Raw genomic sequence first — 14,619 nt, forward strand, 5'->3', positions numbered from 1 at the left:
GGCTGAACGGCTCCCGGCACAGGCGAAGGCGTGGATGCCCGGGCCGGGCCCGGGCATGACGGGGCTTTGCTTCACATCCCAGCCGCGACGCGCGCCCGCATCCACGGCCTTGCGCCGGGCGCATCGCCCAAAGGCGGCACGATGCTCCGCCAGCTCTGCTGCGTGAAATTCCCGCGCGCGCGGCGGCAAATCGGCGTATGAAGCGCGCCAGCGCCCCATGGCCCTCTCCCCTTCCGCAACCCGAAGCCGCCGCCCGATGAACCGCCCCGCCTCGCCGCTCGAAGCCGCCCTGCACGCCGCCGCCGATGCCGCCGGCGCGCCGGCGCCGCAGCTTTCCTCCTTCCGCCGCATCGTGGTGAAGGTCGGCTCGGCGCTGCTGGTGGATTCCACGCGCGGGGCGCTGCGCCATGCGTGGCTGGCGGCGCTGGCCGAGGACGTGGCGAACCTGCACCGCGAGGGCAAGCAGGTGCTGGTGGTCTCCTCCGGCGCCATCGCGCTGGGGCGCAACGTGCTGAAGCTGCCGAAGCGGCCGCTGAAGCTGGAGGAAAGCCAGGCCGCCGCCGCCGTGGGGCAGATCGCCCTCGGCCGCGCCTGGTCGGAGGCGCTGGCGCATGAGGGCGTCACCGCCGGGCAGATCCTCATCACGCTCGGCGACACCGAGGAGCGCCGGCGCTATCTCAACGCCCGCTCCACCATCGCCAAGCTGCTGGAGCTGAAGGTCGTTCCCGTCATCAACGAGAACGACACGGTGGCGACCTCGGAGATCCGCTACGGCGACAATGACCGGCTCGCCGCCCGCGTCGCCGGCATGACCAGCGCGGACCTGCTCGTGCTGCTCTCCGACATTGACGGGCTCTACACCGCCCCGCCGAACGACGACCCCTCGGCCGACTTCATCCCCGTGGTGCCGCGCATCTCGGCGGAGATCGAGGCGATGGCCGGCGGCGCCGGCACGGAGCTGTCGCGCGGCGGCATGAAGACCAAGATCGAGGCGGCCAAGATCGCCACCACGGCGGGCGCGCACATGGTGATCGCCTCCGGCAAGGTGAAGAACCCGATCCGCGCCGTCGAGACGGGAGCCCGCTGCACCTGGTTCCTCGCCCCGGCCAACCCGGTGGCCTCGCGCAAGCGGTGGATCGCCGGGGCGCTGGAGCCGCGCGGCGTGCTGCACCTCGACGCCGGCGCGGTCGCCGCGCTGCGCCGTGGCTCCTCGCTGCTGCCGGCGGGGGTGAAGCGGGTGGAAGGCGATTTCCAGCGCGGCGACGCCGTGGTGCTGCGCGGCCCCGACGGCGCCGAGATCGGCCGCGGGCTCGTGGCCTACGACCACGACTACGCGGAGAAGATCAAGGGCCGCTCATCCGACGAGATCGCCGAACTGATCGGCTTCGAGGGACGGACGGCGATGGTGCACCGGGACGATCTGGTGATCGCGGGTGGGGGTGGCTAGTCGCGCCCGCACCGATTAGCTTACGTATAAACCGGTCGCGGGCTATACGGCAAGGATGGCAATCGCTCGCTTATGATAAAAAGAAAGCCCCGCCGTCTCACTGGACGGCAGGGTCGAATTAGTTGAGAATTCTGTGAGTTGGTGGGTGACTACAACAACCGGGTCGCCTGCCACACGACGCACCTCCTTATCTCCATCGGGCTAAACGATGGATTCGAGAGAGACGGCGCCGGTTAGGGGTCGCTGTCCTGCGAGCAAAGCTAAGCAGCGACCCCGACTATCTTAGTCTGGCTCAGCACGCCGTCCGGCGGAGCATGTGAGCCCTTTCCATCCAAGATCATGCGACTCTCCAAGCGGCGCGCGAATGCCGCCGAGGGGTACCATGGATGAGCGCCTCGACTTGGTCAAGCCTAGTCTGCCGAGCGGCGTTAAAATTTAACGTGCCTGACGTCTAATATGGTGATATTTATACGAATGTCTTCCGTACCAGGCGCGCGGGGCGAAGAGAGCTCAAATGGAACAACGTGTTAGAAGCCCGAGGTATCCGTCCATCAGTCTCGACTCGGCTGAGTCGCTGATTCAGAAGCTATTTAACGGCGACGGCATGAACACCGTGGACCGTGAGGTTGCAGTGGAGCATATGGGGTATAAGAGCCTCAATGGCGCATCAGCTCAGATTCTTGGATCTCTTGCTCAATACGGACTTCTGGAGAATATGGGTAAGGGGCAGGTGAGGCTTACCTCCCTTGCTCTAGATATAATTTTACCAGAGAACAGCGACAAAAGGGCGGAGGCGCTACGCCAAGCGGCGTTTACTCCTAAGCTTTTCGCGGAGCTTGCTGAGCGGTTCGCGACTTCGACTCCTTCGGAATCCAATCTGCGAGCATATCTGGTTAGGCAACAGTTCCAGCCGTCAGCGCTCAAAGCCGTAACCTCTGCCTATCTGCAGACATGCGACTACCTAGAACATGAGTCGCTGTCGTCCGCGCGCGCGACTGGAACCGCTCTTGCTGTTTCTGCCGCGAACTCGCGAACGGCTGAGCCAACTGATGAAGGGCAGATGCCGCGCCCTGTTAGCAAAGCCTCACCTGTAGGAATAGGGGAGCCAATGGGGGAGGGCCGACGAGAGGTTTTCGGTCTTGAGGAAGGAGAAGTTGTGATGACGCTTCCGGCTAGACTTTCTCTAGACAGCATCGATGAAATTGAGGCCTGGCTATCAATCGTTACGAAGAAGCTTAGGCGCATTGCGATGTCAGCAAGTTCCGCCAAACCAGGTAGCTCTCATTCAAGCGGCGACATCTTCAGCTAAGGCCAAGCCCTTCCCACCATCGTGACCCCACCTCTCGCCGTCCTTCCCTATCCTCCCCTGCATGCACCGCCGTTCCCTGCTTGCCGCTCCGCTCCTGCTGCTGACCCCGCGCCTCGGCTTCACGCAAGGTGCGGCGGCTGAGAACCCCTCCGCGACCGCTCCGCCCGCCGGAGCGCCTGAAGCCCAAGCTGCCCCGGCGGATGCCCTCGCCCCCATCCTCGACCGCGCCGCCGCGCTCGAACCGCTGCGCACCGTGCTCGTCATCAAGGACGGGCGCCGGCTCATCGCGCGGGGCTATCGCGGGGCCTCGGTGGAACGCCCGGCCAACATCAAGTCGGCCTCCAAGAGCATCCTCGCCATGCTGGTCGGCATCGCCATCGACAGGGGCGTGCTGGAGGGGACGGACCAGAAGATCGCCCCGCTGCTGAAGGCCGACCTGCCGGATAATCCCGATCCGCGCCTCCACGCGATCACGCTCGGCAACCTGCTCTCCATGCAGGCGGGGCTGGAGCGGACCTCCGGGCCCTATTACGGCCAGTGGATCGCCTCGCGGAACTGGGTGCGGGCGGCGCTGGCGCGGCCTTTCGTCGACGAGCCGGGCGGGCAGATGCTCTATTCCACCGGCTCGACGCATCTCGTCTCGGCCATCCTCACCCGCGCGACGAAGCGCTCGACGCTGGCTCTGGCGCGCGACTGGCTCGGTCCCATCGAGGGATTTTCCATCGCGAGCTGGGAGCGCGACCCGCAGGGCCTCTATTTCGGCGGCAACCAGATGGCGATGACGCCCGCCTCGCTGCTCGCCTTCGCCGAATGCACCCGCAATGGCGGGCGCAACCGCGCCGGCCGCCAGGTGATCCCGCAAGAGTGGATCGCGCAATGCTGGCAGGTGCGCACCCGCTCGCGCTTCACCGGCGACGGCTACGGCTATGGCTGGTTCACCCGCGACATCGCCGGGGTGACGACGCATTACGGCTGGGGCTATGGCGGGCAGATGCTGTATGTGGTGCCGGCGCGGGGGATGTCGCTGGTCATGACCTCCGACGCCGGCGCGCCCGCCGGCCGCACCGGCCACCGCGACGAGCTGCACCGCCTCGCCGGGGAGATCGTCGCCGCGCTCGGCTGAGCAGGGGCGGCGGGGGCTGCCGAGGCGCGAATGAAAGCCGGCGGCTTTCGTGGGAGAGCGAACCGCGCCCGATCCGCGTGCATCGCGGCGATGCAGCGTGATCAAAACGGCGCCAGAGGACGGCGCGCGAACCCTTTCCGCGCCTGGAGCCGGGCCGCCCTGTCGCCTCGGTCCAAGCGATCCGTCGCCTTTGTGCAACGCAGCAGCGCGGCGGCGGCGCTGGCATGCTTCCTGCTCGATTTCCCCCCGATCCGACCGCCCGCAGATCCCAAGCCACCGGGGCGGCATTCACGAGGGGACAGCCGTGACGAAGAAGCCAGACGCTCCGAACTCGTCGATCGAAACCCTGCTCGCCGCCCGCAGCTTCACGCGCCGCGTGCTGTTCAAGGGCGCCCTCGCCGCGGGCACCATGGCCGCCGCCGGCCCCTATCTGGTGCGCGACGCCTTCTCCTCCTCGGGCGAACTGAACATCCTCAACTGGGCGGACGAGCTGCCCGAGCCGGTGATCCCCGAATTCACCAAGAAGACCGGCATCAAGGTCAATTCCACCCCGTTCTCGCAGAACGAGGAGCAGATCAACAAGCTGCAGGCGACCGAGGGCGAGGGCTTCGACCTGTGCGCCCCCACCCGCGACCGCGCCCCGCAATTCCAGGAGCTCGGCGTGCTCGCGCCCTACGACACGGCGAAGCTGAAGCTCGACAACGTGCTGCCGGCGATGCTCGAGGGTTCCACCAGCGTGTGGACCTGGGACGGCGGGCTCTACCACGTGCCGCATTGCTGGGGCTCGGAGGCCATCGCCTGGCGCACCGACCTCGCGCCCGGCCTGACCTACGACAAGCTCTCCTACGGCACGCTGTGGGCGCCGGAGTTCAAGGGCAAGATGCAGGGCCGCCCGCACTCGCTGCTGCTCGGCATCGGCCTGTGGTGGGACAAGACCGGCAAGCTGCCCTCCAACCGTATGCTCGACGCCTTCAAGGACGAGGCGACGATGAAGAAGATCTACGACCCGATCCTCGAATTCGCCATCGCCAACAAGGGACAGGTCAAGCAGTTCTGGGATTCGGCTGATAACACCAAGTCCGGCTTCATGGAGAATGGCTGCGTCATCGGCCAGACCTGGGACGGCCCGCCGCTGTCGCTGAAGAAGGACGGCAAGCCCGTCGCCTACATGGCACCGCAGGAAGGCGCGGTGGCCTGGATCGACGGCTGGTCGCTGCTCAAGGCGGCGAAGAACACGGCGCAGGCCTACGAGTTCATCAACTTCATCCACACGCCGGAAATCTCGGCGATGGTCGCCAACGGCTCGGGCTACAACCCGGTGGTGAAGGGCGCGGACGCCTTCCTCTCCGAGGTCGCCAAGAAGAACTTCGCCGAAGCCTATCCCGGCAACGCGCTCGACAACCTCTGGAACCGCCCGCCGGAGCCGTCGTGGTACGCCGAGCTGCGCACCCAGTACGCCGAGAAGTTCAAGGCGGCGTGATATTTTGCCGGCTTAATATGCGACCATCGAGCGGACGGCACGCCGCCCGCTCGCCTGTTCCCCGGTATTGAGGAAACCGCATGGCCGCTGCCGTCGAGCTTGAGGGCGTCAACATCACCTTCGGCGAGTTCGTCGCGGTGAAGGACGCCAACCTCACCATCGAACCGGGCGAGTTCTTCTCCTTCCTCGGGCCGTCCGGCTGCGGCAAGACCACGCTCCTGCGCACCATCTCCGGCTTCATCGAGCCCACGCGCGGGCGGGTGAAGATCGCCGGGCAGGACATGAAGGGCATCGGCCCCAACAAGCGACCCACCGCCCTGATCTTCCAGAACCTCGCGCTGTTCCCGATGATGACGGTGGCCGAGAACATCGGCTACGGGCTGCGGGTGCGCGGCGTGGCCCGGCACGAGCGCGACGAGAAGGTGAAGAACCTGCTCATCCAGGTCGCGCTCGCCGAGCACGGGCACAAGAAGGTCTCCGAACTCTCCGGCGGCCAGAAGCAGCGCGTCGCCATCGCCCGCGCGCTGGCCGTGGAGCCGTCGGTATTGCTTCTGGACGAGCCGCTCTCGGCGCTCGACCTCAAGCTGCGCCAGCACATGCGCACCGAGCTGCGCGCCATCCAGAAGCGGGTCGGCATTACCTTCATCTACATCACCCACGACCAGGGCGAAGCGCTCACCATGTCCGACCGCATCGCGGTGATGAATGCCGGGGTGATCGAACAGGTGGGCGACGGGCGGGCCGTCTATGCCGAGCCGCGCACGCCGTTCGTCGCCTCCTTCGTGGGCGAGAACAACCGGATCCGCGGGCGCATCACCGCCGCGGAGGAGGGGCTGGCGACGCTGGACACGCCGCTCGGCACGCTCAGGGGCCGCAATCCCGTCGGCCTCGCGGTCGGCGAGGAAGCGCTGCTGTTCGTCCGCCCGGAAGCGCTGACGCTGCACGACAACGGTTCCACGATCGGCTTCGAGGGTGAGACGCTGGACGTCGCCTATGAAGGCAGCGTCACCCACGTCACGCTCCGGGCACGGACCGGCCAGAAGATGACGGCGAGCATCGGCGCCAGCACCGGCGTCGCGCTGCCGGTGGCGGGCGAGAGGCTGAATGTCGGCTTCCGGCCCGAGGACGGGCTGCTGCTCGCGCATCCCGGGAGGCACTGAGATGAGCGGCAGCCTCGCCTTCGTCCTCGGCCTGCCCCTCGCCGTCGCGCTCGCCTTCTTCGCGCTCGCCGCCCATGAGCGGCGCACCGGCACCGCCACCGGGCCGGGCTTCTTCCAGCGCAACGGGCTCGGCGTCGGCCTCTACCTCATCATCGCGGTCGGCTTCTGGGCCTTCTTCATCATCCTGCTGCCGCAGCTCGCCATGGTGGACATGTCGTTCCGCCCGAAGCTGCCGCCGGCGCAGATGGGCGGGCCGAAGGACGTCTACACGCTGGAGAACTACCGCTATTTCCTGTTCGGCTCGACCACCTCGACCGACGCGTGGAACTGGCTGCACATCAAGGCCTTCCTGCTCACCATCGGGGTGAGCATCGCCATCACCGTGCTCAATTTCGCCATCTGCTACCCGCTCGCCTTCCACATGGCGCAGTCGGCCACGGCGGCACGGCTGCGCATCCTGCTGCTGTTGCTCATCCTGCCCTACTGGGTGAACGAGATCCTGCGCGCCTTCGCCTTCCGCGTGCTGCTCTCCTCGGGCGGCATCATCAACCAGATGCTGATGGGGCTGGGGCTGACGAGCGAGCCGGTCGATTTCCTCGGCGCCGATATCGGCCTCTATATGGGCCTCAGCTACGCCTACCTGCTGATGATGATCTTCCCGCTCTACAACGCCATCGAAAGCCTCGACAAGAATCAGGTCGAGGCGGCGCGGGACCTCGGGGCGCCGTGGTGGCACATCCACGCCTTCATCGTCATGCCGCACGCCAAGCCGGGCATCGCCTCGGGCTGCACGCTGGTGTTCATGCTCACCGCCGGCGCGCTGGCCGCGCCGCTGGTGCTGGGCGGGCCGCGCACGCTGTGGTTCACGCCCATCGTCTATGACCGCTTCTACCAGGCCTTCAACTGGCCGCAGGGCGCGGCCTACGCCTTCATCCTGCTCGTCACCTGCATCGTCTTCGTGCTGCTGGTGCTCAAGGCGTTCCGTCTCAGCCTCGGAGAGATCACGCGATGATGGAAATGACGCGATGACGGAGATCACGCGATGAAAGCCGACCCGTTCCAGCGCGTCCTGTTCACGGTCTATATCGTGGTCTTCTTCCTGTACCTGCTCGGCCCGCTGGCGGTGATGGGCGTCTCCGCCTTCAACACCCCGCAATACCCGCAGGTCTGGCCGATCGAGGGTGTGACGCTGGACTGGTTCGCCATGCTGTTCGCCGACCAGGACATGATGACCGGCCTGCGCATGAGTATCTGGATCGGCCTGCTGGTGGTCGCCATCTCCGTGCCCATCGGGCTCGCCGGCGCCATCGTGATGACGCAGATCCAGGCGCGGGTGCGCTCGGCCTATTATCTCGTCGTGGTCTCGCCGGTGCTCACGCCGGGCATCATCATCGGCATCTCCACCGTGGTGTTCTGGCGCCAGTTCACCGGGCAAACCGGCACGCGCTTCCTCTATGACGGCGTGGTGCTCACCGTCCTGGGACAGGCGAGCTTCATCTCCGCCTATTGCATGCTGATCATCCTCGCCCGCCTGCAGCGCTTCGACCGCGCGCAGGAGGAGGCGGCGCTCGATCTCGGCGCCACCTACCCGCAGGTGTTCCGGCACATCTTGCTGCCGTTCCTGAAACCTGCGCTGGCCTCGGCGGCGGTGCTGGCGTTCCTGTCCTCCTTCGAGAACTACAACACCACCACCTTCTCCATCCTCTCGGACAAGACGCTGACGACGGTGCTGGCCGGGCGCGTGCGGCAGGGCTCGACGCCGGCGATCTCGGCGCTCGCCGTCATCATCGTCGCCGCGACGATCCTCGGCGCCATCGCCTACGAGGTCTACAAGCGGCGGGCCGACGCGGCGGCCGCGCGCCGCCAGCGCGCGGCGCTGGCGGAGGAGGAGGCCGAGCTTTCCGGCACGCCGGCGCCGGCCATGGGCTGAGACGGGAAATCGTCCGCCCCAGCCCGTTCCCCGTTCCCCGTCAGCCCTGCCAGCCGTCGTAATCGGCCCGCGCCATCATCGCCGCGAGCTCGCGGACGGTCACCTTCGGCTGCCAGCCGAGCGTGCCGCGCGCCTTGCTGGAATCGCCGAGCAGCAGATCGACCTCGGCGGGACGGTGGAATTTCGGGTTCACCCGCACCGCCACCTTGCCGCTCCTGCGGTCGACGGCCATCTCCGTCATCTCCTCGCCGGACCATTCGAGGTCGAGATCCAGCGCCTCGGCGGCGAAGCGCACGAAGTCGCGGATCGTGGTGGTGACGCCGGTGGCGAGCACGTAGTCGTCGGCCTTGTCCTGCTGGAGCATGCGCCACATGCCCTCGACATAGTCGCCGGCGAAGCCCCAGTCGCGCTGCGCGTTGAGATTGCCGAGATCCACCGGCACATGCTCGCCGCGCGCGAAGCGGGCGAGGGCGAGGGTGATCTTGCGGGTGACGAATTCCGGCCCCCGCAGCGGGCTTTCATGGTTGAACAGGATGCCCGACGAGGCGTGCAGCCCGAAGGATTCGCGGTAGTTCACCGTGATGAAGTGCCCGTAGACCTTCGCCACGCCATAGGGCGAGCGCGGGTGGAAGGGCGTCGTCTCGCTCTGCGGGACCTCGCGCACCAGGCCGAACATCTCGGAGGTCGAGGCCTGGTAGAAGCGCGCCTGCGGCGTATAGGTGCGGATGCAATCGAGAAGGCGGGCGACGCCGAGCCCGTTGACGTCGGCGGCGTAGATCGGCTGCTCCCAGGAGGAGCCGACGAAGCTCTGCGCCGCGAGATTGTAGATCTCGTCGAAGGCGGTGCCGCGGATGAGCCGCGTGATGTTGTTGATCTCGCCGAGCTCGAAATCGACGAAGGTGATGTCGTCGGCGATGCCGAGCCGCTGCAGGCGCGCGATTTCCGTCTGGGAATTACGCCGGACCGCGCCGGTAACGCGGTAGCCCTTCTCGAGCAGAAGCTTCGCGAGATAGGAGCCGTCCTGGCCCGTAATCCCCGTAATCAATGCACTTTTCACGGGAGAACTCCGTCGTAACCGTGCCCACCTAGGTGGTCGCAAGCTACCGACAGAAGTCCTCCCGATAAAGGCGCTTGATCAAACCGGCGTTCAGGCCCCGCTCTCGGCGCGGATGAGGTCGGTCAGGTCCGCCACCCGCCGCTCGATCGCGCCGTCCTGCGAACGGGCCTCGACGTTCAGGCGCAGCAGCGGCTCGGTGTTCGACTTGCGCAGGTTCAGCCGCCAGTCGGTGAAGGCCAGCGACAGGCCGTCGGTCTCGTCGCGGGCGGGGTTCTGGCCGGAGAGCGCGGCCTCGACCCGCGCGATGGCGGCCTCGGGATTGGCGATGCGGAAGTTGATCTCGCCGGAGGACGGGAAGGCCGCCATGCGGTCCGACACCAGCTCCGACAGGCTCTTGCCGGTGCGTCCCATGAGCTCGGCCACCAGCAGCCACGGGATCATGCCGGAATCGCAGGCCATGAAGTCGCGGAAATAATGGTGCGCCGACATCTCGCCGCCATAGATGGCGCCGGTGTCGCGCAGCGCCTGCTTGAGGAAGGCGTGGCCGGTACGGGCCTGCACGGCGTGCCCGCCGGCGCGCGCCACCACGTGCTGCGTGTTCCACACGACGCGCGGATCGTGAACGATGGTCGCGCCGGGTTCCTTGGTGAGGAAGACCTCGGCCAGCAGCCCCACAATGTACTCGCCGGGAATGAAGCGGCCATTGTGGTCGAACAGGAAGCAGCGGTCGAAATCGCCGTCCCAGGCGACGCCCATGTCGGCGCCCGCCTCGACCACCGCCCGCCCGGTGACCGGCTGGTTCTCCGGCAGGAGCGGATTGGGAATGCCGTTCGGGAAGCTGCCGTCCGGCTCGTGATGCAGGCGCAGGAAGGTCAGCGGCGCCCCGCGCTCGGCGAGTGCCGCGGCGATGGCGTCGAAGGTCGGCCCGGCCGCGCCGTTGCCGGCATTGACCAGGATGGTCAGCGGGCGGAGCTGCGTCTGGTCGACGAAGGACAGCACCCGCTCGACATAGGCCGCGCGCGCGCCCTCGGCCGGCACCACCGTTCCGCCGGGCACCGACGCCAGCTCCGGCCCTTCCGCCAGCGCGCGGATCGCCGCCAGCCCGGTCGCGGTGTCGAGCGGGGCGGAACCCTTCCGCACCAGCTTCATGCCGTTATAGTCCATGGGGTTGTGGGAGGCCGTCACCTCGATGCCGCCATCGGCGCCGAAATGCGTCACGGCGAAATACATTTCCTCGGTGCCGCACAGGCCGAGGTCGAGCACCTCGACGCCGCCGGCGGTGAGGCCCTCGATGCAGGCCGCCGCCAGCGATTCGGAGGAGGCGCGGCAGTCGCGGCCGATGACGACCCGCCGGGCCGACAGCGCCTCGACGAAGGCGCGCCCGATCCTGCGGGCGATGTCCTCGTTCAGTTCTTCTCCAAGACGACCGCGAATGTCGTAGGCCTTGAAGCAGGTAAGCATAGGCATCGCACTCCATCGAGCCAGTGGTGTGATCTGGATTTTTTGCAGTGCACCCTGTCGTTTGATTGTGGTCAAGCCATGATGTTTGGCTTGCCTTTATTCATAACGACATTAGAGATAAATTCGACTTATCGCAGCGGTAGCAAATCACCGGCGCATCATGCCCCATCTCTATCCCGTTCTTCTGTGCGGCGGCTCCGGCACGCGGCTCTGGCCGCTTTCCCGCAAGAGCTACCCGAAGCAGTTCGTCAAGCTCGGGGACGGCGAGACGCTGTTCCAGGCCGCCGCGCAGCGGATCGCCGGGCCGGACGTGATGGCGCCCGTCATCATCACCAATTCGGATTTCCGCTTCATCGTCACCGAGCAGCTGGCGGAAGCGGGCATCGATCCCGGCGCAATCCTCATCGAGCCGAGCCCGCGCAACACGGCACCCGCCATTCTCGCGGCGGTGCAGTTCCTGGCGGCGCGTGACCCCGAAGCCCTCCTGCTGGTGATGCCCTCCGATCAGGTCATGCCCGACCGCGCGGCCTTCTCCGCCGCCGTGCGCGCCGGCCTTCCCGCCGCGGCCGACGGCCAGATCGTCACCTTCGGCATCCGCCCGACGCGGCCGGAGACCGGCTATGGCTGGCTGGAGCTGGCCCATCCGCCGGAAGAGGCCCGGCCGGCCGCCATTCCGCTCCGGCGCTTCGTCGAGAAGCCGGCGGCCGAGCGCGCCGCCACCATGCTGGCGGACGGGCGCTACCTGTGGAACGCCGGCATCGTCCTGATGTCGGTGAGGACGGCGCTCGCCGCCTTCGAGGCGCATGCCCCGCAGATGGTCACGCCGGTGCGCCGCGCGGTCGAGGAGGCCCGCACCGATCTCGGCTTCCTGCGGCTGGCGGAAGAGCCGTGGCGGCTGGCGGAGGAGATCTCCGTCGACTACGCGATCATGGAGCGCTCCTCCAACCTGCAGGTCGTGCCGTTCGGCGGCGACTGGTCGGACCTCGGCGACTGGGCCTCGGTGCTGCGCGAGGGCGAGCCGGACGCGCGCGGCGTGGCGACGCATGGCCCCGTGACCGCCATCGACTGCGAGGACACGCTGCTGCGCTCGGAAGCCGACAATCTGGAACTCGTCGGCATCGGCCTGAAGGAGCTGATCGTCGTCGCCATGCCGGACGCCGTGCTGGTGGCGGACCGCGACCGGGCGCAGGACGTCAAACAGGCGGTGACGGCGCTCAAGGCGAAGGGCGTGCGGCAGGCCGAGAATTTTCCGCGCGACCACCGGCCCTGGGGCTGGTTCGAGACGCTGGTCCTCGGCGAGCGCTTCCAGGTGAAGCGCATCGTCGTGCATCCCGGCGCCGCGCTGTCGCTGCAGAGCCATTTCCACCGCTCCGAGCACTGGATCGTGGTCTCCGGCACCGCGCAGGTCACGGTGGACGGCGAGGTGCGGCTGCTGACCGAGAACCAGTCCGTCTATGTTCCCCTCGGCGCGATCCACCGGATGGAGAATCCCGGCAAGGTTCCCATGGTGTTGATCGAGGTCCAAACCGGCACCTATCTGGGCGACGACGACATCATCCGCTATGAAGACGTGTACGCGCGGGGCCAGGGGGCAAAAGGCTGACCGACTGCGAAGACGGGCCATCGCCCGTATCGTGTCTGCATGCCGGACTGACCGGGTAACAGAATGACGGACGGTGCAGTTTCCGATGTCGTCGCCGGCCGCCAGCAGGATGATTCACCGCCCCATGAGCCCGACGCCGTGCGTCAGGCGTCCGCCTCGGACGCTTTGCCGGGAGCCGGCAAGGGTGCGCCGGGCTTCGGTTTCGACGTCGTCGGCTATCTTCTCTCCGAAATAGGGCTCGGCGAAGCCACGCGACTGCTCGTCGCCGCGCTCGACGCCGCGGACATACCCACCGCCCTCATCAATGCGCCGCTGCCCGGACGGGAGAGCGACGAAAGGCTGCTCGACCGCCTGACGGATGCCGGACGGCACGACATCGCGCTGTCGGTCTTCGGCCTGCTCGACGTCGGCATCTTCGCGGCGCGCTCGTCCCGAAACCGCATCAGGATCGGCTACCCGTTCTGGGAACTGCCGACCGCGCCGGCCTCGATACGCCCGGACATCGAACGTTTCGACGCCTATTGGGCGCCGAGCACCTTCATCCGCGACATGCTGGCGCGCGAGCAGAACCGGCCGGTGCATCTCGTCCGCCAGCCCGTCCGCCTTCCGCCGCCGCCGCCGGCCGCGCCGGTCTTCGAAGGCCCCCTCCGGATCCTGAGCTTCTTCGACTACGACTCGGTCATGGCGCGGAAGAATCCGCTCGGGGCCGTGCGCGCCTTCCTCTCCGCCTTTCCCGCGGGAAGCGAGGACGTGCAGCTCGTCATCAAGGCCCGTGGTGCTCCGCAACCGGAGGCCGCGCAGCAGCTCCGGGCGCTCACGGCGGGGGACCGCCGCATCACGATCATCGACGAGACGATCTCACGCACGCGAATGGACGGGCTGATCGCCGGCTGCCACGTGTTCCTGTCGCTGCACCGCTCGGAAGGATTCGGTCTCGGCTGTGCGGAGGCGCTGGCGAGCGGCAAGATCGTGGTCGCCACCGATTTCGGCGGCACCCGCGATTTCATCACGCCGATCACCGGTTATCCCGTGGCCTATCATCGGGTCCGGCTGTCCGCCGGCGACTATCCGGATGCGGCGGGAAGCTATTGGGCGGAGCCGGATGTCTCGCACGCGGCGCTGATCCTGCGCAGCATCTATGACCGGCCCGACGACGCGGCGGCCCGGATCGGCGCCGGCCATGCCCATCTCAAGGCCCATCATTCCTTCGAGGCGGTGGGAGCAAGGCTCCGCGAGCTCCGGCAGGAGATGTGCTAGGAGCGCTGGCTAATACGCCGGGAGCCATGGATCTTCGGGGTCAGAAGGAAAAGCCACGGCCTCGGCCATGGTGCGGGTGGTCGGACTCGAACCGACACTCTGTCACCAGAAACGGATTTTGAGTCCGTCGCGTCTACCAGTTCCGCCACACCCGCGCCGCCGGTCCGGTCCTTCCGGTGGCGCGCTGCTGGCGCGCCGGCGAAGCGCGCGGACTATAGCGGCCCGCGCGCCATGGGCAAGTCCGACCCGGCCTTCACGGGGCGATGCACGACGCGGCCGAGGCCCCGCCGGTCGCCCCGCTCGGCAGGCGCCGCTCAGGGCGCCGGCTTGCAGGTGCCGAAGGCGCTCAGCACCTTGCCGCCGGCAAGGGTGGTCAGCGTCACTTCCGACTTGGAGCGCGAAAGCTGGATGGCCCAGGCCGACAGATGATCGTTGCCGTCGACGATGATCGTGTCGCCCTCGCCGATGATGCTCTGGATCGGGCTGATATGCGGCAGGTCGTCATCGGAGACGCTGGCGATGACCTGCTCGCCATAATGCACGAGGAAGCGGGCCGGCAGATCGATGGTGCCGAGCTCCTTGGACGGCGCGCAACCGCCGGAAGCGTCGCAGACGAACACCTTGTCGAAGGTGCAGTCGGCGTTCGGCGGCAGGGCCTCGGCGGCGCCCGGCGCGGCCGCCTGCGCCGCATCGGCGGCGGGAGCCGGCGCGGCGTCCTGCGCCTGTGCGGTGGCAACGCCCAGCATCAGGCAAAGGGCGGTAGCTGTCGTCTTGAACATCGGATGACCCTGG

12 protein-coding genes and 1 tRNA gene are annotated in these 14,619 nt (G+C 67.5%); 9 read left to right on the plus strand and 4 right to left on the minus strand.

Going from position 1 to position 14,619, the window contains the following annotated elements; translation table 11 throughout:
* The first annotated feature begins 256 nt into the window (after positions 1-256).
* The 7 genes from proB to FO470_RS02485 all read left to right on the plus strand — a co-directional run bounded on the left by proB (position 257) and on the right by FO470_RS02485 (position 8,449).
* Entirely contained in the window at positions 257-1,447 is a 1,191-nt protein-coding gene (proB, locus tag FO470_RS02455) for a glutamate 5-kinase (protein WP_144341329.1), read from the plus strand.
* Positions 1,448-1,961: 514 nt separating this feature from the next.
* A complete protein-coding gene (locus FO470_RS02460; protein ID WP_144341330.1) occupies positions 1,962-2,756 on the plus strand; it encodes a hypothetical protein in 795 nt (264 codons plus the stop codon).
* 61 nt (positions 2,757-2,817) lie between these two features.
* Positions 2,818-3,879 (plus strand): serine hydrolase domain-containing protein, encoded by a 1,062-nt coding sequence (locus FO470_RS02465; protein WP_144341331.1) that lies wholly within the window; start codon positions 2,818-2,820, stop codon positions 3,877-3,879.
* Between the two features lie 304 nt (positions 3,880-4,183).
* Entirely contained in the window at positions 4,184-5,359 is a 1,176-nt protein-coding gene (locus tag FO470_RS02470; RefSeq protein WP_246659448.1) for an extracellular solute-binding protein, read from the plus strand.
* Between the two features lie 80 nt (positions 5,360-5,439).
* On the plus strand, positions 5,440-6,519 hold the full coding sequence (locus tag FO470_RS02475; protein ID WP_144341332.1) for an ABC transporter ATP-binding protein: 1,080 nt from the start codon (positions 5,440-5,442) through the stop codon (positions 6,517-6,519).
* Position 6,520: 1 nt separating this feature from the next.
* Positions 6,521-7,531, plus strand: a complete 1,011-nt coding sequence (locus tag FO470_RS02480) for an ABC transporter permease (protein WP_144341333.1) — start codon at positions 6,521-6,523, stop codon at positions 7,529-7,531.
* A 30-nt stretch (positions 7,532-7,561) separates the two neighbouring features.
* Positions 7,562-8,449, plus strand: a complete 888-nt coding sequence (locus tag FO470_RS02485; RefSeq protein ID WP_144341334.1) for an ABC transporter permease — start codon at positions 7,562-7,564, stop codon at positions 8,447-8,449.
* A gap of 40 nt (positions 8,450-8,489) precedes the next feature.
* Here FO470_RS02485 and gmd read toward each other — a convergent pair whose 3' ends face one another.
* Positions 8,490-9,506 carry a GDP-mannose 4,6-dehydratase gene (gene gmd / locus FO470_RS02490; protein ID WP_144341335.1) on the minus strand — a complete coding sequence of 339 codons (1,017 nt, stop codon included), beginning with the start codon at positions 9,504-9,506 and terminating at the stop codon, positions 8,490-8,492.
* Positions 9,507-9,596: 90 nt separating this feature from the next.
* Entirely contained in the window at positions 9,597-10,973 is a 1,377-nt protein-coding gene (locus tag FO470_RS02495; RefSeq protein WP_186291808.1) for a phosphohexomutase domain-containing protein, read from the minus strand.
* A gap of 154 nt (positions 10,974-11,127) precedes the next feature.
* Here FO470_RS02495 and FO470_RS02500 point away from each other — a divergent pair, with 154 nt between their 5' ends.
* Together FO470_RS02500 and FO470_RS02505 are read left to right on the plus strand one after the other, a co-directional pair.
* Positions 11,128-12,570, plus strand: a complete 1,443-nt coding sequence (locus FO470_RS02500; RefSeq protein ID WP_144341336.1) for a mannose-1-phosphate guanylyltransferase/mannose-6-phosphate isomerase — start codon at positions 11,128-11,130, stop codon at positions 12,568-12,570.
* Between the two features lie 63 nt (positions 12,571-12,633).
* Positions 12,634-13,827 (plus strand): glycosyltransferase, encoded by a 1,194-nt coding sequence (locus FO470_RS02505; RefSeq protein WP_144341337.1) that lies wholly within the window; start codon positions 12,634-12,636, stop codon positions 13,825-13,827.
* Between the two features lie 68 nt (positions 13,828-13,895).
* On the opposite strand, the gene FO470_RS02510 is transcribed toward FO470_RS02505, so the two are convergent.
* Both FO470_RS02510 and FO470_RS02515 read right to left on the minus strand, forming a co-directional pair.
* Positions 13,896-13,982 (minus strand) — tRNA-Leu (locus FO470_RS02510).
* 159 nt (positions 13,983-14,141) lie between these two features.
* Complete coding sequence (locus FO470_RS02515) at positions 14,142-14,606, minus strand: hypothetical protein (protein WP_144341338.1); 465 nt, start codon at positions 14,604-14,606, stop codon at positions 14,142-14,144.
* Positions 14,607-14,619: the final 13 nt, after the last annotated feature.

The organism is Ancylobacter moscoviensis (assembly GCF_007559435.1).
GTDB classification, from domain to species: domain Bacteria; phylum Pseudomonadota; class Alphaproteobacteria; order Rhizobiales; family Xanthobacteraceae; genus Ancylobacter; species Ancylobacter moscoviensis.